The 17,444-nt window shown below is 35.5% G+C and carries 17 protein-coding genes and 1 pseudogene; 13 read left to right on the forward strand and 5 right to left on the reverse strand.

The window, feature by feature from the left end:
* Window positions 1-5 precede the first annotated feature (5 nt).
* Both ACEYOS_RS14250 and ACEYOS_RS14255 read left to right on the forward strand, forming a co-directional pair.
* Window positions 6-1,517 (forward strand): glycosyl hydrolase family 28-related protein, encoded by a 1,512-nt coding sequence (locus ACEYOS_RS14250; protein WP_373709450.1) that lies wholly within the window; start codon window positions 6-8, stop codon window positions 1,515-1,517.
* 129 nt (window positions 1,518-1,646) lie between these two features.
* Window positions 1,647-2,414 (forward strand): NYN domain-containing protein, encoded by a 768-nt coding sequence (locus ACEYOS_RS14255; RefSeq protein WP_373709449.1) that lies wholly within the window; start codon window positions 1,647-1,649, stop codon window positions 2,412-2,414.
* Between the two features lie 326 nt (window positions 2,415-2,740).
* On the opposite strand, the gene ACEYOS_RS14260 is transcribed toward ACEYOS_RS14255, so the two are convergent.
* The gene (locus tag ACEYOS_RS14260; protein WP_373709448.1) at window positions 2,741-3,559 is read right to left on the reverse strand and encodes a purine-nucleoside phosphorylase; all 819 of its coding nucleotides are present in this window, start codon (window positions 3,557-3,559) and stop codon (window positions 2,741-2,743) included.
* Window positions 3,543-4,568: a tetraacyldisaccharide 4'-kinase gene (gene lpxK / locus ACEYOS_RS14265; protein ID WP_373709447.1), complete on the reverse strand. Its 1,026-nt coding sequence runs from the start codon at window positions 4,566-4,568 to the stop codon at window positions 3,543-3,545. Before lpxK ends, ACEYOS_RS14260 begins: the two co-directional genes overlap by 17 nt.
* 164 nt (window positions 4,569-4,732) lie before the next feature.
* Between lpxK and ACEYOS_RS14270 the strand changes: the two genes are divergently transcribed.
* The 4 genes and pseudogenes from ACEYOS_RS14270 (at window position 4,733) to ACEYOS_RS14285 (ending at window position 7,385) form a co-directional block, all read left to right on the forward strand.
* Window positions 4,733-5,719 carry a D-alanine--D-alanine ligase gene (locus ACEYOS_RS14270; RefSeq protein ID WP_373709446.1) on the forward strand — a complete coding sequence of 329 codons (987 nt, stop codon included), beginning with the start codon at window positions 4,733-4,735 and terminating at the stop codon, window positions 5,717-5,719.
* A gap of 64 nt (window positions 5,720-5,783) precedes the next feature.
* Complete coding sequence (coaD, locus tag ACEYOS_RS14275; RefSeq protein ID WP_373709445.1) at window positions 5,784-6,263, forward strand: pantetheine-phosphate adenylyltransferase; 480 nt, start codon at window positions 5,784-5,786, stop codon at window positions 6,261-6,263.
* A gap of 142 nt (window positions 6,264-6,405) precedes the next feature.
* Window positions 6,406-6,774 (forward strand): annotated as a pseudogene (locus tag ACEYOS_RS14280) (four helix bundle protein).
* Entirely contained in the window at window positions 6,750-7,385 is a 636-nt protein-coding gene (locus ACEYOS_RS14285) for a trimeric intracellular cation channel family protein (protein ID WP_373709444.1), read from the forward strand. The pseudogene ACEYOS_RS14280 and the gene ACEYOS_RS14285 overlap by 25 nt, the downstream one beginning before the upstream one ends.
* A 269-nt stretch (window positions 7,386-7,654) precedes the next feature.
* Here the strand turns inward: ACEYOS_RS14285 and ACEYOS_RS14290 are convergent, their stop codons facing one another.
* Both ACEYOS_RS14290 and ACEYOS_RS14295 read right to left on the reverse strand, forming a co-directional pair.
* Window positions 7,655-8,221 carry a DUF2892 domain-containing protein gene (locus tag ACEYOS_RS14290; protein ID WP_373709443.1) on the reverse strand — a complete coding sequence of 189 codons (567 nt, stop codon included), beginning with the start codon at window positions 8,219-8,221 and terminating at the stop codon, window positions 7,655-7,657.
* Between the two features lie 70 nt (window positions 8,222-8,291).
* Window positions 8,292-8,789, reverse strand: coding sequence for a dihydrofolate reductase (locus ACEYOS_RS14295; protein WP_373709442.1), 498 nt, complete (start codon window positions 8,787-8,789; stop codon window positions 8,292-8,294).
* A gap of 76 nt (window positions 8,790-8,865) precedes the next feature.
* Between ACEYOS_RS14295 and ACEYOS_RS14300 the strand changes: the two genes are divergently transcribed.
* Genes ACEYOS_RS14300 through ACEYOS_RS14310 form a run of 3 tightly spaced genes read left to right on the forward strand, consistent with a single transcriptional unit; the run spans window position 8,866 to window position 10,686 of the window.
* Entirely contained in the window at window positions 8,866-9,474 is a 609-nt protein-coding gene (locus ACEYOS_RS14300) for a LemA family protein (RefSeq protein WP_373710099.1), read from the forward strand.
* Complete coding sequence (locus tag ACEYOS_RS14305; protein WP_373710098.1) at window positions 9,474-9,902, forward strand: TPM domain-containing protein; 429 nt, start codon at window positions 9,474-9,476, stop codon at window positions 9,900-9,902. Before ACEYOS_RS14300 ends, ACEYOS_RS14305 begins: the two co-directional genes overlap by 1 nt.
* Window positions 9,883-10,686: a YgcG family protein gene (locus ACEYOS_RS14310; RefSeq protein ID WP_373710100.1), complete on the forward strand. Its 804-nt coding sequence runs from the start codon at window positions 9,883-9,885 to the stop codon at window positions 10,684-10,686. Before ACEYOS_RS14305 ends, ACEYOS_RS14310 begins: the two co-directional genes overlap by 20 nt.
* A 272-nt stretch (window positions 10,687-10,958) precedes the next feature.
* Here the strand turns inward: ACEYOS_RS14310 and ACEYOS_RS14315 are convergent, their stop codons facing one another.
* A complete protein-coding gene (locus ACEYOS_RS14315) occupies window positions 10,959-11,756 on the reverse strand; it encodes a head GIN domain-containing protein (RefSeq protein WP_373710097.1) in 798 nt (265 codons plus the stop codon).
* Between the two features lie 79 nt (window positions 11,757-11,835).
* On the opposite strand from ACEYOS_RS14315, the gene ACEYOS_RS14320 reads away from it, so the two are divergent.
* The 4 genes from ACEYOS_RS14320 (at window position 11,836) to murB (ending at window position 17,263) form a co-directional block, all read left to right on the forward strand.
* Entirely contained in the window at window positions 11,836-13,977 is a 2,142-nt protein-coding gene (locus tag ACEYOS_RS14320; RefSeq protein ID WP_373710096.1) for a M3 family metallopeptidase, read from the forward strand.
* A gap of 358 nt (window positions 13,978-14,335) precedes the next feature.
* Window positions 14,336-15,541: a pyridoxal phosphate-dependent aminotransferase gene (locus ACEYOS_RS14325; RefSeq protein WP_373739155.1), complete on the forward strand. Its 1,206-nt coding sequence runs from the start codon at window positions 14,336-14,338 to the stop codon at window positions 15,539-15,541.
* 180 nt (window positions 15,542-15,721) lie between these two features.
* Window positions 15,722-16,240, forward strand: a complete 519-nt coding sequence (locus tag ACEYOS_RS14330; RefSeq protein ID WP_373709982.1) for a DUF2199 domain-containing protein — start codon at window positions 15,722-15,724, stop codon at window positions 16,238-16,240.
* Window positions 16,241-16,243: 3 nt separating this feature from the next.
* Window positions 16,244-17,263, forward strand: coding sequence for a UDP-N-acetylmuramate dehydrogenase (gene murB / locus ACEYOS_RS14335; RefSeq protein WP_373709983.1), 1,020 nt, complete (start codon window positions 16,244-16,246; stop codon window positions 17,261-17,263).
* Window positions 17,264-17,444 lie beyond the last annotated feature (181 nt).

Here is a 17,444-nt window from a genome sequence, read left to right on the forward strand (position 1 = left end):
AAGCCATGAATAAAGCAAAAGAAATATTAATTTTTTTAGTGATGTGCCAGTTTTTATCCTGCGGAACAGGTATTTATGGCAAAGTTATAAATGAAAATTTCACACCGACAGAAAATATTGATAAGGTGCAGGTAAGCGTACTGCGTTTTGGTGCTAAAGGTGACGGTATTACAGATGATTCCCGTGCTATCCAAGATTGCATTAACTATTGCGCTGCAAATAAGAAGATGGTGTTCATTCCAAAAACAGCGGCTTTTTACCTACTCGATTGCAAACAACTCTTTGGAGATGAAAGTACAATGATGGCACCGACTGTAAAAGTAGCTTTGGAAATGAGAAGTGATATGCATATTTTCTCAAATGGTGCAACTTTGAAAATTAAGAGTGGTATTTCTTCGGCAAAAAATCCAGTACCAATGAGAATGTTTTTTAGTAATGATTTTTTAGAAAATATTTCATTTAATGGTTTAATTTTGGATATGAACGGGCAAAATAATTTGATAAGTCCCAATTTACCAAAGTCTTCTAATAATTTTACTCAATCTCAAATAATTTTTAGTGGTACAAAGGCTAATATTGCTGCGGGCGCAAACAATGTATTAATTGAAAACTGCGGATTTATCAATAATGCCGGAGTATCTTGCATCTGTTTTGCTCAAAGTAACAAACCTAATGTGATGGTTGGTAAGAACTGGGTAATTAGAAAGAATAGATTCTTTAATAATGGATTTAATTCATCTGATCACTCTTCAATATACGCATGGGCAAATAATGTGGAGTGTTATGATAATAACTTTGCTAATCCTTCGATGTTTAGCAGTAAAAACAATACAGGAGGCTTGGTTGCGTACGAAATTCACGGCTCTAACCAACACTTTTATAATAATGTTATTAGCAATTATTATCAGGGTTTATGGATTACTACTAATAATAGTCAACCTGCAATTCAAGGAACTCAGATATATGATAATAAAGCAAAAGTTTCAGCTATGTTCGCCGAATTTTATAATGCTAATCTAGAAAAAGCTCCATTTTATCCTATCGATATTAATGGAGTGGATATATATAGGAATATAGTGACAATTACGGATGATGCGGTGAACGATGCTACGAAACATTTTGTAAGAATCGCTTCAAAAATTCATCCTTTAAATGTAAATGTTTATAACAATACGGTTATAGGGGAAAGTAAAACACAGAATACTGCTTTTGCAGTTGTTGTGATCTTGGAAAATCAAGAAAAGCCACTCGAAAATTTAATCATACAAAATAACATTGGGCGGGGTTTAGGAGATGGAATTCTGATTTATTGGGGCAAAAAAATGGACATGTCAAATATTGAGATCTCTAATAATGATTTTGGAATTTATAAATCTTTAAAGGATGCTCATAATGTTGACGTTTTCGGATATGGACCGTCGTCCGGAGGCTGTGTAAAAAATCTTGTATTAAAGGAAAATAATAAAATATTAACAGATAACAATTCGCGCTTTTTGGTGAATGGACGGTTACGTTAATTTATAAATATTTTGCAGAAATTGGAATTTTCTGCTGAGGCTTGAAATTAATTTATCCTGATTCTTTACCTAAATTTATATTATGGGTGTAAAATTGAATAATATAAAATAATCCATAATAAAATAAATATGACCGACGATAAATTAGCAGTCCTCATTGATGCGGACAATGTTCCGTATAAAAATGTAAAAGAAATGTTAGAGGAGATTTCTAAAAATGGAACTCCAACTATTAAAAGAATATATGCCGACTGGACCAAACCGACTGTTTCAGGTTGGAAAAACGTTTTGCTCGAAAATGCAATTACACCGATTCAACAATACAGTTATACCACCGGGAAAAACTCTAGTGACAGCGCACTGATTATTGATGCGATGGATATTTTGTATTCTGAAAAAGTAACCGGATTTTGTATTGTTTCCAGCGATAGTGATTTTACGAGATTGGCAACGAGACTTCGTGAAGCCGGTATGATGGTGATGGGATTTGGTGAAAAGAAAACACCGAAACCGTTTATCTCTGCCTGTGATAAATTTATTTATCTGGAAATCTTAAATGATACCGACGATTCTGATAAGGATTCTGATAAAGATTCAGGAAATACAGTCACTAAAAAAACGGAGAAGCCTAAACGTAAAAAAGAACCATTAAGTAAAGTTGATGGTAGAACTATAAAACTGATCACTGAAAGTATCAATGACTTAGGTGACGAAGATGGCTGGACATTCCTCGGAAATCTTGGCAGTTTCATCATTAAAAAGAAACCTGACTTCGATCCGCGAAACTTTGGTTTTGCAAAACTCTTACCTTTAATTAGAAGCATCGGAAAGATTGAAATTGATGAACGCGAAACGGGTGTGAATAATATCAGACACATTTATGTGAAAGTGAAATAAAAGAAATATAATCTTTCGCATAATTGTTCTTACCATTTTTAATTTTTACTCCTGCGGATTTTACAGATTAAGCAGATTTGTGCAGGAGATAATGTGTAATTAGAAATCTGCGAAATCACCTAAATCTGCGGGAATAAATTTTTACAAGTTCAAAAGAATTTTAGGCTCCCTTTTTGTACCGTAGGAAATCTTAATTCTCTAAATTTCTTAATCAAAATCTTAATGGTTCAGTTTTAATTTCAATTTTCAAAATCGTTACGAATTCTTTAAAATAAAAAAACGCATCCCGAAAAGATGCGTTTCTCTATTTATATTCTTGATGGAAATTAAGCGTTATAATTCTTCACCAAACCTTTTACTATTTTAATCACATTCGGCATCGCTTTATCAGCAGCCTGTAAAACTTCTTCGTGAGAAACCGTGAACGCGATATCTGGTCCACCAACATCAGTAATAATGGAGATTCCAAAACACTCCATTCCTTGATGTTTTGCTACAATCACTTCTGGAACAGTGCTCATTCCAACCGCATCGCCGCCGATTGCTTTGATCATTCCGTATTCAGCGGGCGTTTCAAAAGTTGGACCTTGTAAAGCAACATAACAACCTTGGTGAGCTTTGATTCCTAAGTCATCTGCAACCTTGGCAGCGACTTCAATCATTTTTTTATTGTACGGTTCGCTCATGTCCACAAATCGAGGACCGAGTTCGTCTAAGTTTTTTCCACGAAGCGGATGTTCCGGCATCATGTTGATATGATCATCAATAATCATCACATCGGCAACATTGAACGTAGGATTTACGCCACCGGCAGCATTTGATAAAATCAAATTTTTAATTCCTAACAAATGAAAAACCCGAAAAGGAAAAACGATAGTTTGAATATCGTGACCTTCATAATAATGAAATCTGCCACTCATCATCAACACTTTTTTGCCTTCAAGTGTTCCGTAAATCAGTTCTCCTCCATGTCCAGCAACAGTCGTCTGAGGAAAATTTGGGATTTGGGAATATTCTAAAACGTCTATCGCTTCTACTTCATCTTTTAGTTTTCCTAAACCTGAACCTAAAACGATGGCAAAATCAGGCGTGTCCTGAATGATGTTTTTAATAAAATTTGCCGTCTCTTTAATTTTTTCTAACATAATCTAATATAATTTGATTAAAATCTTCCTTCCTATCGATGTTCACATTGATGGGCCAATAGTAAACAAGATCTCTAAGATAATCAAAAGTTTTCAGTCTTACATAGTCTTTTTCGGTAGTAAGGATGAGTTTGTATTCGCCCAGTTTTTTATACTCAGCCACAATATTTTTAATATCCTGATCGCTGAAATTGTGATGATCGCGAAACTTTAAATGTTTTACTTTTTGGGAGAAACGAGCGAGATGTTTTAGTAAAGGTTTCGGATTGGCAATTCCAGTAATTAATAAAATATCATAGTAATCAAGATTGTTATCAGGAAGCATTTTATCTCTCGAATATACATTCTCGTCATAACCAATACTCGAAAAAAATACTTTTTGATAATGCTGAGGTTTAATTCTAGAAATGTAGTATTGCTTTTTCTCGTCGGTTAAATCTTCCGGACATTTAGAAACCATAATAATTTGAGCCCGTTTTGCACCGCTTCTGCTTTCCCGTAAATCTCCCGCTGGCAAAATAAAATCTTTAAAATAAGGATCATTATAATCCGTCATCAGAACATTAAAGCCTGGTTTAATGGCTCTGTGTTGATAAGCGTCATCCAAAACCAACGCATTTAGATCCATATCCTGGATCATCTTTTTTGCTCCAGGAACTCTTTCTTCAGAAACGCCAATCACAAATCGATTTTTAAATCTTTCAAATAGCTGCATCGCTTCATCACCCACGGTTTTGTAATTGCTGTCGTAATTAGTGATTCCATAACCTTTGGTCACTCTTCCGTAACCTCGGGAGAGAACGCCAGTTCGGTAATGTTTGGATAAAAGATCAGCGATGTACATCACCATTGGCGATTTTCCACTGCCACCAACGGAGAGGTTTCCGACATTGATTATCGGTGTTTTAAATGTTTTCGATTTATAAATTCCCCAGTCATACATTGTGTTTCTAACAGCAGTTACCAAATGATAACCCAGGGAAAAAGGGTAGAGATACCATCTTTTCATAGTCGCCAAAATTACGAATTTTTAACAGTAAAGGAAACAGTAAAAAGCTCATTTTTATCACTTCCGATTTTTTATTTGATGATTGAGCTTCATGATATAAATTTCCTAATTATAGCCGTGGTTTTTAAACAATTTGTTTAATTTTGCTTTTATAGTTTTAACTGATGAGCAAAAAAAATATAGCCGTAGTTATGGGAGGATATTCTGATGAGTATAAAGTCTCCCTGAAAAGTGGTCAATTGATTTTCGATTCTTTGGATCGTGATCTCTATAATGTTTACAAAGTAGTCATTCTAAAGGAAGAATGGTATTTTGTGGATGATCGCGGCGAAAAATCACCGCTTGATAAAGCCGATTTTTCCGTAAGTTTAACCAGCGGCTTTAAAGTTAAATTTGACGTCTGCTTTAATATTATCCATGGGAGACCGGGTGAAAATGGTGAGCTTCAGGCGTATTGGAATACCATCGGACAAAAATATACAGGTTGTGATTTTTATCAAAGTGCTTTAACTTTTAATAAAAAAGATACTTTAGCCGTACTTTCAAAATATGGAATTCCATCCGCAAAAAGTATTTATTTAAGATTAGGTGAAGAGATTGACGAAAATGAAATTGTTGAAAAATTAGGTTTGCCTCTTTTTGTAAAACCCAATCAATCAGGATCTTCTTTAGGAATTACTAAAGTGAAAGCGCAGTCAGAATTGAAAGAAGCGTTAAAGTTTGCCTTTGCAGAAGACGAAGAAATTTTAATTGAAAGTTTCCTCGATGGAATGGAAGTTTCCGTGGGAGTTGTCGATTTTAATAATGAAACAGTCGTTTTAGGAATCACTGAAATTGTTCCTGACAAGGAATTTTTCGATTATGAAGCAAAATATGAAGGCGCTTCAGAAGAAATTACGCCGGCAAGAATCGACGATGAAACTCGTAAAAGAGTGGAGGAAATTTCTAAGCGAGCGTATGAAGCTTTAGGAATGAGCGGATTCTCCAGAAGTGAATTCATCATTATGAACGGCACTCCTTATATGTTGGAAATGAATACCAATCCAGGTTTTTCACCAGCTTCCATTCTTCCACAGCAGGCAAAAATTTATGGGATTTCAATCATGGATCTATGTGGAAATGAAGTCGAAAAAGCCTTAGCTAAAAAATAAAAAATAAATTTTGTTTTAGATTTAAAATTATTTTCATCTAAAATTTACAATCTAAAATCAGTTTATGAGAGTTGCAGTTTTCCCAGGTTCATTTGATCCTATAACGCTTGGTCACTATGATATTGTCGAAAGAGCTTATCCTTTATTCGATAAAATCATTATCGCAATTGGGCAAAATTCACAGAAGAAATACATGTTTTCTTTGGAACAAAGAATGGAATTTATTCAAAAATCATTTGCGAAATTCCCGAATATTGAAGTGGATCATTTTGAAGGTTTAACCATTGATTACTGCCACAGTAAAAATGTAAATTTCATTTTGCGTGGACTGCGCAATCCAGCCGATTTTGAGTTTGAAAAAGCCATTGCACAGACCAATAGAGAACTGACGAAAAATAATGAAATAGAAACCATATTTCTATTAACTTCTTCTGGCAAGTCATTTATCAGCAGCAGTATTGTACGGGAGATTATCACCTTCGGAGGGAATTACGAAATCTTAGTTCCCGAAGCTGTTCGAGTTCTTCCAATGAGCAATAAGTAATGAGCAATTGGTAATTTAGATTGCTCCTTAAAATTAGTTTTTTTTATTATAAACAATAACTTATGAGCAATCTTGATTATAATCAAATCTTTAGGGACAGGACAAAAAAACTTGCGTTTCTATAATAAGAACTCTTTCCGTACTGCCTTATTCTGAAGATTTATCCGTCATTAGAAAGCAGATTTATCGATCTTCAACGTCGATTGCTGCAAAGTACAGAGCAGTTGGGCGAGCAAGATCTGAAAAAGAAAAATTTGCTAAACTTTGCATTGTTGTATAAGAAGCAGATGAAACTCAGTTTTGGTTAGAAATTATTGAGGAACTATGTTATTTGCCCTCAGAAAAATTAAATTATTTAAAAATAGAATGTGATGAAATTGTGAAGGTAATGACCAGCTACAAAAAAAACTTGCGGATAATTTTCCGAAGTAAGAATTTTTTATATTACTCATTACTCATTACTTATCATTCATTACTTATTAAAATATGGTTCAAGAAAACTTTACGCTAGCCATTGAAATTTTGGGTACGATTGCTTTTGCAATGTCGGGCAGTTTTGCCGCGATGCAAAAACGGTTGGATCCATTTGGTGTTTTAATTATCGCTTTTGTAACCTCTGTTGGAGGCGGAACAATTCGTGATTTACTACTTGATGTTCCCGTTTTTTGGATGCACGACATGTTGATCTGCACGGTCATTTTCATCACCTGCATTTTCTCTATGATCTTTAAATCATTTGAGAAAAAGTTCAAAGTCACCATGTTTCTATTTGATAGTTTCGGCTTGGGATTATTCACCATTATCGGAATTCAGAAAGGAATGGATGCCAATTTACATCCTTTGATCTGTATTACTTTAGGGACCATCACAGGCTGTTTTGGTGGGATTAGCAGAGATATTTTACTGAACAGAATTCCGCTAATTTTCAGAAAAGAAATTTATGCAACCGCTTGTATTGTCGGTGGCGGAATTTTCTTAGTTTTGGTAAAATACACTACACTTTCCTACGCTTTGGTTCAGATTTCCACGATTCTTCTTATCGTTGCCATCCGAACATTTGCGGTAAAATACCAATGGCAGATTCCGAAATTCTACGGAGTTGATAATAATACGGAAATGTAAAAAGTGGTGATTTGTAGGAGCAACTAGATTCTGCTTCTTAGAAGTTCACATCGTTCCTCCTCAAAAAAGGATGCCGTTTCGATCGGGACTAAAAATATCATTGAGTTTGTTATTTCAAAACTGTTAAAGCGATTCTTGTAATTCTAATAAAAAATAGAAGCTCATTTAGGGCACATCATCAACTCAGCCATAATCTTTTTCAACGCTCGTTTATCTCCACAAAAAAAGCCCGAACTCAGTCGGACTTTATATCTATTTACAAAAAAAGGTTAAGAGAATTTACCTCTGTTTCTCATATTTGGATTGTGCATGTGCTTTTGCATGGAAGGCATTTTTAGCTGATCTTTCAGCATCTTAATTTGATCGGTCATCATTCCGGCAGAATCTAATTTCTTCGCTTCTTCCAATAAATTTTTCGCTTCCTGGCGTCTGCCTTTTTGCATCGCTCCAGCAGCAATATTTAGGGTTGCCATGGCGCGGTCATGTTTCATATTCAAACCATAATCCAGCGCTTTTCTCATAAAAGGTTCCACTTTACTCGGATTGTCCTGAGCTAAAGTTAATCCTTGCAAGTAATGGAAATACCCAAACTGAGTCTTGTGTAACTGAGCTGTATAATTGGTAATTTTAGTCAACCAGCTCGCAGCTTTCACCATGTTTTGTTTTCTTAAAAACCAAAATGCCAATAAGATATATTCGTTTTTGAAGAAAAGAAAAATAGGAATAGCAGACAAAATAACCACGACGATTCCCCAACCGATATTTCTGTTCATCATCAGGTAAATTCCAAAAGCAATCATTGCTGCAGTGATGACGAATTTTATGTATTTATTCATTGTTTAATTTTAATGGTGCAAAGATAATAATTTGAGTCGAAAATGGAAGCCCAGTTTTGAAGTCTAATTTTTATACTAATTTTACCTTTCGCTCATAGGTTTGAAAACAAAAATCGAACTCATTGTTCATATCTTTTTCATGACAAATTTCTTCGGTTTTATTCCAAATTTTAGGACTTATTTTTGGGAAAAAAGTGTCTGCTTCTAATTTGGTTTGAACCAAAGTCACTTTTAATTGATCAGTCAAATCTAAAGTTTGTTCGTAGATATTACCCCCGCCAAGAATGAAAACTTGTTCATCTATTTTCTTTGCAAACTTTATGGCTTCTTTTACACTTCCTACTATTAAAATCCCTTCTTCAAACCAATCTTTTTTTCTGCTTATCACAATATTGGTTCGATTAGGAAGTGGTTTGCCGATACTCTCATAGGTTTTGCGACCCATAATAATTGGGTGTTCAGACGTAAGTTCTTTAAAATGTTTTAAATCTTTGGGAAGATGCCAAAGTAATTGATTGTCAGCACCAATTTCATTGTTTAAACCCATTGCCACTACGATTGTAATCATTTTTATTAAATTTTAACAAATTTAGCACATAATTTGTATATTTGGGTTGCAAATTTAAATTTAAAAATAATAAACTATGAGAAATAAAGGATGCATGAGCGCTGGTACCATCGGTATTGCTCTGCTTGTAATTGCCGTATTGGTTTTTTTCTGGGGTAAAAATGGCTATAATAATTTCGTTGCGAAAGAACAGACGGTCAATACAAAATGGTCGAATGTAGAAACGGTTTATCAAAAACGTGCGAACCTAATTCCAAACCTGGAACGTACCGTAAAATCGTATTCGCAATTCGAGCAGGAAACCTTAACTAAAGTGATTGAGGCAAGATCAAAAGCAACGTCAATTAATATTGATCCTACCAACATGACTGAGGCAGACTTGGCGAAGTTCCAGGCGGCACAAGGCGAATTGAGTGGAGCATTAAGCAGATTAATGGCAGTTGTTGAAAGTTATCCGAATTTGAAAGCAGATCAACAATACCTCAATTTCCAGAGAGAATATACCGCGATTGAAAACAGCATCCGAAGCGAAACCGTTTATTATAACGAAGCCGCACAAGATTATAATACTTCTATTAAAACGTTCCCAAATAATATTTTGGCAAACATTACGAACTTTAAAGAAAAACCATATTTCAAGGCCGCAGTAGGTGCAGAAAAAGCGCCAGAAGTCTTTACCAAGTAATGAATAACTTTCTAACAGATTATCAAATGGCTTCTCTTGTAGAAGCCATTCAAACAGCAGAAAATCATTCCACTGGAGAGATTCGCGTGCACATTGATTCTACAACAGAAGGTCACAATGCAGAAATTGCTTTTGAAGTTTTCAAAACATTATGCAAGGATAAAACGGAAGAACAAAATGCCGTGCTTTTTCATGTTAATTTCGAACAGCAATATCTCACCATTATTGGTGACGAAGGCATTCATAAGAAAGTTCACCAAAGTTTCTGGGATAAAATGCACGATGAAATTACAACCGCATTTTCCAAAGGAAAATACCATGATGGGTTGAAGAAAGCCATCATGGAAACTGGTATCGAACTAAAAAATCATTTCCCAATCGTGGGAGAAAATCCTAATGAACTTCCTAATGAGATTACGTTCTCGTAAATACTTTTTCACATTTCTTTTGTTAGGTTTAAACATTCTTGTTTTTGCCCAATTAATTCCTAAAAAGCCGGTAAAGATATTTCCTGTTACGGATAATGTTGGAATGTTAACACAGACCGAGAAAGATCAAATCAATCAAAAACTCATTAAGTTTTACGATTCGACGTCTACAGAAATCGCAGTAATTATTGTTCCAACCACAAGTGGAGAAGATATTAATTATCTCGCGACGATGTACGGTGAGAAATGGGGAATTGGTGAAAAGGAACAGGATAACGGAATTGTTTTTCTGATCGCGACCGAAGATCGGAAGTTTGCCATACAACAGGGTAGAGGTGTCGAACGTTATTTGACAGCTTCTGTAGCTGGACAAATATTGGATTACATCGTAACGCCAAATTTTAAACAAGGATTATGGTACGACGGAATTAACCGAGGCACCGACGCTTTGATGGAAGCCGTGCAGGGAAAGTTTAAACCTATTGCTAAGGATTCCAGTCAAGAAGGTTTAAGTTCTGCTCAAATTTTAATGATTGCCTTTTTTGTTTTCATCATTATCAGTTTCTTATTTAAAGGTGGCGGTGGCAGTGGTGGAAGGTACGACGATGATGAAGATGTTATTCTTTCCCGCAGAGGTAGAAGAACCTATCCAGGCGGATTCTTTCCATTCCCCGGTAGTTTCGGCGGTGGAGGATTTGGCGGCGGTTCAGGAGGCGGCGGCGGATTCGGTGGCTTTGGTGGCGGCGGAAGTTTTGGCGGCGGTGGTGCATCTGGCGGTTGGTAAGTTGAAAAAAGCCAAGTAAAAAGAGCCTCGCAATAACCAAAAGAAAAAAGTGGGAAGCGTCGTAATTAAGACTTATTTATGTCTATGGATATTTAACAAATCAATAGGAACGGGCTTCAGCCCGTTTTTTTATTGGATGTTACTGTCGGCTTTAGCCAAAACTTATTTTCAGTATTAATAGAGCTAAAGACTTAATCTGTTTCTGAATCTTTGTCAAAAAAAATCAGTCCAAATTTGGACTGATTTTGTCTCGTACTAAATAGGTATTATTTTTATTGAATCGAAACGCTTCCGCCACTGCTTTCTTTTTGGCTGATCACATTAAGATTTCCTTTTCTATAAATATTGATGTCACCCGAAGAACTTGCAGAGGCATTCAACTGGTTGGAAACCGATAAGCTGATGTCACCACTACTTGAGGCGCTCAAGTCAGCATTTTCAGCAACTACATTTTTCGCGTTCAACGTTCCAGACGAAGAAGATTTCATTGTAGCATTTTTTGTTTTACCTGAAATAATAATGTCGCCAGAGGAAGAAACTTGACTGTCTAAATTAACTGCCCAAATTTTACCCGAATAAGTTCCAGAACTGGATACGTCAATTGATAAATCGTTGGCTTCGAGATTTCCTGAAATGCTTCCGGAGCTTGAAGCCGCGATAGCAGTTCGGTCTTGGGTGAAAGTGTCCTTAATAGTTATCGAGGCAGACGAACTCGCTTTAACAGAGGAGAAATCTTTAGCAAAAATTTTCACCGCCACATTTCGGGCTGAAATATTGAGGTTTGGTTTAAAGTGGATATACAATTCTCCATTATTATTTTCGACCAATATATCATCTAAAATATCTGATGGAGCTGTAACGACTACCTTTTCCTCGTCAGATTTTACCACTTCGGTGTCGATCGACTGAGCTACTTTAATTTCGTCGAATGATATATTAAAAGTTTTTGTTTTGATAATTCCCGTTCCTTCTTTTGGCGTCATATTAAAAGGAAATCCTCCGTCGGATTTAACGTTACAAGACGATAAAAGTAAAAAAGTGGATAAAATAGAGATCGATAATGTTTTCATAGTTTAGTTGGTGTTATTATTGGTGATGTTAAAGATAAAATTAAAATGAATATCTTTATACCTTAATAACAATTTACGAATGAAAAATATTACATCAGTTTTTTTAATTTCATCTCTGGCGATGACAACCGCCTGTACCACTATGAAAACCACAGAAAATACTTCTACGGAAATGCCTGCACCTGATGCTTCAATGGCAAATAATCCTTTTTTACAGAAAAGTTCTTTGCAGTATCAGGCACCAGAATTCAATAAGATTAAAGACGAGCATTTTGTTCCTGCTTTTAAATATGGCATTAAAGTTCAGTTGGTAGAATTAGACCAAATAGCGAATAATACCGCAGCGCCGACTTTTGAAAATACCATACTCGCTTTAGAGAACAGTGGTGAAGTTTTGAGACGTGCTCAAATTGTTTTTTATAATCTTACAGGTTCAAATACCAATCCGGAACTTCAAAAAATTGAAGTAGAATACGCGCCGATTTTTGCGGGACTTTCTGATAAAATTTATTTGAATGAAAAATTGTTCTCTAGAATTAAAGCCATAAAAACAAACAATTTAGGTTCGGAAGAAAAAAGAGTTTTAGAACTTTATACAACGAACTTCGAAATAGCTGGTGCTAATTTGACGGCAGAAAATAAAGGGAAGGTTAAGAAAATTAATGAAGAATTAGCTACTCTTTCTACGCAGTTTTCTAATAAATTATTAGATGCCAGAAAAAATGGTGCACTTCTAATTACCGATGTAAAAGAACTAGATGGACTTTCTGCAGATGAAATTGCAGCAGCAGCGGCAGATGCAAAAGCTGACGGAAAACAAGGGTATTTACTGGCGTTACAAAATACAACTCAACAGCCTTTGCTCCAGAATTTAAAAAATAGAGCCACCAGAGAAAAGTTATTCAAAGCTTCTTGGTACAGAGCAGAAAAAGGAAATGCAGACGACACCAGAAGCATTTTGGAAAGAGAGGCGAAATTAAGAATGGAGAAAGCGCATTTAATGGGCAAAAAATCGTTCGCTGAATGGAAACTTCAGGATCAAATGGCAAAAACTCCGGAGAATGCAATTGACCTTTTAGCTAAACTGGTAACTCCAGCCGTTGAAACAGCGAAGAGAGAAAGCAATGAAATTCAAGCGTTGATCGATAAACAAAAAGGTGGATTTACCGTTGAGCCGTGGGATTGGAATTTCTATGCAGAACAAGTTAGAAAAGAAAAATACGATTTAGATGAAAATCAGATCAAACCATATTTTGAAGTGAAAACCGTTTTAGAAAAAGGAGTTTTTTACGCTGCGGAAAAATTCTACGGAATTACCTTTAAAGAAAGAAACGATTTACCAGTCTATCATCCAGACGTTGTAGCTTATGAAGTTTTTGATCGTGATGGAAAATCTTTAGCGATTTACTACCTGGATTTCTATACCAGAAATAATAAAAATGGTGGAGCCTGGATGAGCAACTTTGTGGAGCAATCTCATTTATTAGGTCAAAAACCAGTCATTGTAAATGTCTTCAATTATCAAAAGCCAGCTGAAGGAAAGCCTTCTTTAATTTCGTATGATGATGTAACAACTATGTTCCATGAGTTTGGACATACTTTACACGGATTATTTGCTGATCAAAAATACTTGTCTATTTCAGGAACCAATGTGCAGCGTGACTTTGTAGAATTTCCGTCTCAAATTAATGAGTTTTTCGCTTTGGAACCTTCCGTATTGAAAAATTATGCTTTGCATTATCAGACGAAAAAGCCGATGCCACAAGCGTTAGTTGATAAAATTAAAAAAGCCGGAACATTTAATCAAGGATATTCTACCACAGAATTGGTTTCTGCAGCAACGATTGATATGAACTGGCATTCAGTAACCGATGCGTCTCAGTTTAAACCAACTTTAGAATTTGAAAAAGACGTGTTGGCGAAATACGGATTTAATTTGAAAGAAGTTCCCCCAAGATATCATTCTCCGTATTTTGCTCACATTTGGGGAGGTGGATATTCAGCCGGGTATTACGCTTACATGTGGAGTGATATGTTGAATTCTGATGCTTGGGACTGGATTTCCAGCAACGGTGGAATGACCCGTGAAAATGGTGACCGCTTCCGTAAATATATTTTATCCGTAGGAAACTCTGTTGATTTGAATGAAGCATTTAAAAACTTTACCGGAAGAAATCCTGATTTGAAACCGTTGTTGAAGGATAAAGGATTTATTAAATAGGTCGTAGATTTTAGACCATAAATAACAGTTAACCGCAGAGCTTTCTGCGGTTTTTTTGTTTTTCGTAGACACAAATTGCATTAATAGTTTCACCAATTTCAAAAATGCTGAATAGTTTATTTTCAATGTAAACTATTGGTGGTGGTATTCCAATTCATTCGCGCCATTTGCGTTTAAAAATATTGAAAATAAAAACTACCTGAATTTCTAGCCCGGATGGAAATGAAAATCCTTTTTTTTAGCGCTGGAGTAAGGTATTGCAAAAAAAAGATTGCAATGGACAGCCGGACTGATTTTTCGAAGAAGCGAAAACCGTTTTGCTTCAAAAAAATTCTTAATTTTGTGAAAAATTTAAATAATGCCAAAAATTTCACACAGAGCACAACAGATGCCTGCATCGCCGGTAAGAAAATTGGTTCCTTACGCACTACAAGCGAAACAAAGAGGAATTAAAGTTTATCATTTGAATATTGGTCAGCCCGATATTGAAACTCCGCAATCTGCTTTAGATGCTGTGAAAAATAATGATTTAAAAATCTTTGAATATGCGTTATCAGAAGGTAATCTGGATTACAGAACTGCGTTGAAAGATTATTATCACACGCTGGGTTTTGCGGATCTTACGACCGATAATTTCATTGTAACCAATGGTGGATCGGAAGCCTTAAATTTTGCGCTTTCCACTTTGTGCGATGATGGTGATGAAGTAATTATTCCGGAGCCTTATTATGCGAATTATAATGGTTTTGCAAGCACTTTCAATATCAATGTTGTAGCGGTAAGTTCTACTATTGATTCTGGCTTTGCTTTGCCTCCGATCGAAGATTTCGAGAAAAAAATTACGCCGAAAACCAAAGCGATTTTAATTTGTAATCCAGGAAATCCAACTGGTTATTTATATACCAGAGAAGAGTTGCAGAAGTTGGCAGATATTGCTTTGAGACACGATATCGTCATCATTTCTGATGAGGTTTACAGAGAATATGTATATGATGGAAAGCAGGCAGTTTCGATGGTTGATTTCCCAGAAATTGCTGAAAACTGTATCATCATCGATTCGGAATCAAAACGTTACTCGATGTGTGGCGTGAGAATTGGTTTCATGGTGACGCGTTCGAAATCAATTCACGATGCAGCGATGCTCTTTGCACAGGCGAGATTGAGTCCGGTTCTTTTGGGACAAATCGCAGCGGCTGCGGCACACCAAAATGATGCCGATTATATTTTGACTGTTCGTGCGGAATATACACATCGTAGAAATGTTTTGGTCGATTTACTGAACGGAATTCCGGGAGTGATCTGTCCAAAACCAAAAGGGGCATTTTATTGCGCGGTAGAACTTCCGGTTGATGATACTGATAAGTTTGCGCAATGGTTATTAGAAAGTTATTCTCATAACAACGAAACCATTATGGTTGCGCCAATGAGTGGTTTTTACAGCAATCCAGAATTGGGTAGAAAACAAGTAAGAATTGCTTACGTTTTGAAGGAAGATGATTTAAGAAGAAGTGTGGAATTATTGAATGATGCACTGCAAAAATATAAGATTGAATTTGGTCTTTAATTAATTGAGAGCGGGTTTTTTGCCCGCTTTTTATTTTGTCTTTAGTGATTTGTTTTAACGCAAAGATGCAAAGGTTTAGTTCTTAATATTGCTAAAATTACGTACGCAAAGGCGTTTCACTTAGCGAAGAGTAGATTCTTGCTATTTACATAAAATAAAATTTTTGAATAAATTTAATAAATGAGTTTAGAAAATAAATGTTCGATTTGCGGTGAAGTTCATGCTGATTATCCCGCGCTCACTTTTGCCTATCCCAATTCTTATTATTGGTTGACCGAAGAACAAAAAAACACGTACAAAATTCATGTTGATAGTGATTTTTGTACGATTGAATATCCAGATCGAACAGACTGGTTTATTCGGGTCGTTTTAAGGCAAAAGATTGCAAAATCTTCTCTGTATTTGGAATACGGACTCTGGGTTTATCTAAATGAAGAGGATTTCGAAGATTATAAGGCTGGTTTTAATAACGAAAATCACGAAACCGTTTATTTTGGTTGGTTGAGCAATGCGCTGCCGGATTATCAATTTGAAAAAAGTATCGCTCTGGATGTTAAAACAAAACCGGGGAATGAACGACCCGAAGTTTATCCTCAACTGGATTTTAGTCATCCGTTCGTGGTTGATTTCTATCACGGAATTACCAAAGAGGAAGCCGAAAAAAGAATTCACAATATGCTCTCAAACATTGCTCCATAAAAAATGAATATTCAAGAAAATTATTCTCTTAAAAATCACAATACGTTCGGTGTTGAGGTGTCCGCTAAATATTTTGCAGAAATTAAATCTTTGGATCAATTGACTCAAATTCTTAGAAATACTTCTGTTCAGAAATTTAAAATGTTATTCTTAGGCGGCGGCAGTAACGTTTTATTTACTCAAGATTTTGATGGAGTCGTTCTTCAATTAAATTTAAAAGGTATTTCGGAAAAGATTGTTAGTGATAATGAGGTTTTGGTCACTTCTCAAGCAGGTGAAAACTGGCATGAATTTGTTCAATTTTGCTTGGACAAAAATTACGGTGGTTTAGAGAATTTATCACTTATTCCAGGGAACGTAGGAACATCACCAATGCAAAATATCGGTGCATACGGAACGGAGATTAAAGACACTTTTGTGAGCTGTAAAGTATTGAATTTGGAAACGTTGGTCGTTGAAGAATTTAATCACGAAAAATGTAATTTTGGATATAGGGAATCAATTTTCAAAAGAGAAGGAAAAGGAAAATATGTAATTCTGGAAGTGACTTTTAAGTTGACGCGAAAGGATCATTTAATTAAAACTGAATACGGCGCTATTCAATCAGAATTAAAGAATTTGGGAATTGAACACGCGACCATTCAAGATATTTCTAAAGCCGTTATTAATATCAGACAAAGCAAATTGCCAGATCCAAAAGTAATCGGAAATGCGGGTAGTTTTTTTAAGAATCCATCGATTTCAGTGGAGCAGTTTTTAGAAGTTCAGAAAACACATCCCGAAATGCCGAATTATCCTCAGGGAGAATTGGTAAAAGTTCCGGCAGGTTGGCTCATCGAACAATGTGGCTGGAAAGGAAAACAGATCGGAAATGTAGCGTCGCATGAACTTCAAAGTTTAGTGATCGTCAACAAAACAGGTTTGGCTTCAGGAAAAGAAATTTATGATTTTTCGACCATGATTATTGAATCAGTGAAAGAAAAGTTTGGAATTGAGTTGGAAAGGGAAGTTAATATCATTTAAGAAAAAAGGAATTGACCTTTTTAAATAACAGCAGTGCAGAAGATTGAATTTTCTTTAAAATAATTTACAATAATATTTGTCTAACTAAAATATTCTTCGTTATTTTGCACTCTCAAATATTCATTCAGAAATAAGAACATCGAGATATGTCAAGAATTTGCCAAATAACCGGAAAGCGTGC

Origin of the sequence: Kaistella sp., from assembly GCF_041824135.1 — a bacterium.
In the GTDB taxonomy this organism is placed as follows: domain Bacteria; phylum Bacteroidota; class Bacteroidia; order Flavobacteriales; family Weeksellaceae; genus Kaistella.

What these genes read in the sequence shown, in the direction of transcription:
- ACEYOS_RS14270 (WP_373709446.1), top strand. Translation starts at nt 4,733, where the DNA reads ATGAGCAAAAAAAATATAGCCGTAGTTATGGGAGGATATTCTGATGAG.
- ACEYOS_RS14315 (WP_373710097.1), bottom strand. Translation starts at nt 11,756, where the DNA reads ATGAAAACATTATCGATCTCTATTTTATCCACTTTTTTACTTTTATCG.
- lpxK (WP_373709447.1), bottom strand. Translation starts at nt 4,568, where the DNA reads ATGAAAAGATGGTATCTCTACCCTTTTTCCCTGGGTTATCATTTGGTA.
- ACEYOS_RS14310 (WP_373710100.1), top strand. Translation starts at nt 9,883, where the DNA reads ATGAGATTACGTTCTCGTAAATACTTTTTCACATTTCTTTTGTTAGGT.
- ACEYOS_RS14260 (WP_373709448.1), bottom strand. Translation starts at nt 3,559, where the DNA reads ATGTTAGAAAAAATTAAAGAGACGGCAAATTTTATTAAAAACATCATT.
- ACEYOS_RS14250 (WP_373709450.1), top strand. Translation starts at nt 6, where the DNA reads ATGAATAAAGCAAAAGAAATATTAATTTTTTTAGTGATGTGCCAGTTT.
- ACEYOS_RS14290 (WP_373709443.1), bottom strand. Translation starts at nt 8,221, where the DNA reads ATGAATAAATACATAAAATTCGTCATCACTGCAGCAATGATTGCTTTT.
- coaD (WP_373709445.1), top strand. Translation starts at nt 5,784, where the DNA reads ATGAGAGTTGCAGTTTTCCCAGGTTCATTTGATCCTATAACGCTTGGT.
- murB (WP_373709983.1), top strand. Translation starts at nt 16,244, where the DNA reads ATGAATATTCAAGAAAATTATTCTCTTAAAAATCACAATACGTTCGGT.
- ACEYOS_RS14295 (WP_373709442.1), bottom strand. Translation starts at nt 8,789, where the DNA reads ATGATTACAATCGTAGTGGCAATGGGTTTAAACAATGAAATTGGTGCT.
- ACEYOS_RS14325 (WP_373739155.1), top strand. Translation starts at nt 14,336, where the DNA reads ATGCCAAAAATTTCACACAGAGCACAACAGATGCCTGCATCGCCGGTA.
- ACEYOS_RS14320 (WP_373710096.1), top strand. Translation starts at nt 11,836, where the DNA reads ATGAAAAATATTACATCAGTTTTTTTAATTTCATCTCTGGCGATGACA.
- ACEYOS_RS14285 (WP_373709444.1), top strand. Translation starts at nt 6,750, where the DNA reads ATGGTTCAAGAAAACTTTACGCTAGCCATTGAAATTTTGGGTACGATT.
- ACEYOS_RS14300 (WP_373710099.1), top strand. Translation starts at nt 8,866, where the DNA reads ATGAGAAATAAAGGATGCATGAGCGCTGGTACCATCGGTATTGCTCTG.
- ACEYOS_RS14305 (WP_373710098.1), top strand. Translation starts at nt 9,474, where the DNA reads ATGAATAACTTTCTAACAGATTATCAAATGGCTTCTCTTGTAGAAGCC.
- ACEYOS_RS14330 (WP_373709982.1), top strand. Translation starts at nt 15,722, where the DNA reads ATGAGTTTAGAAAATAAATGTTCGATTTGCGGTGAAGTTCATGCTGAT.
- ACEYOS_RS14255 (WP_373709449.1), top strand. Translation starts at nt 1,647, where the DNA reads ATGACCGACGATAAATTAGCAGTCCTCATTGATGCGGACAATGTTCCG.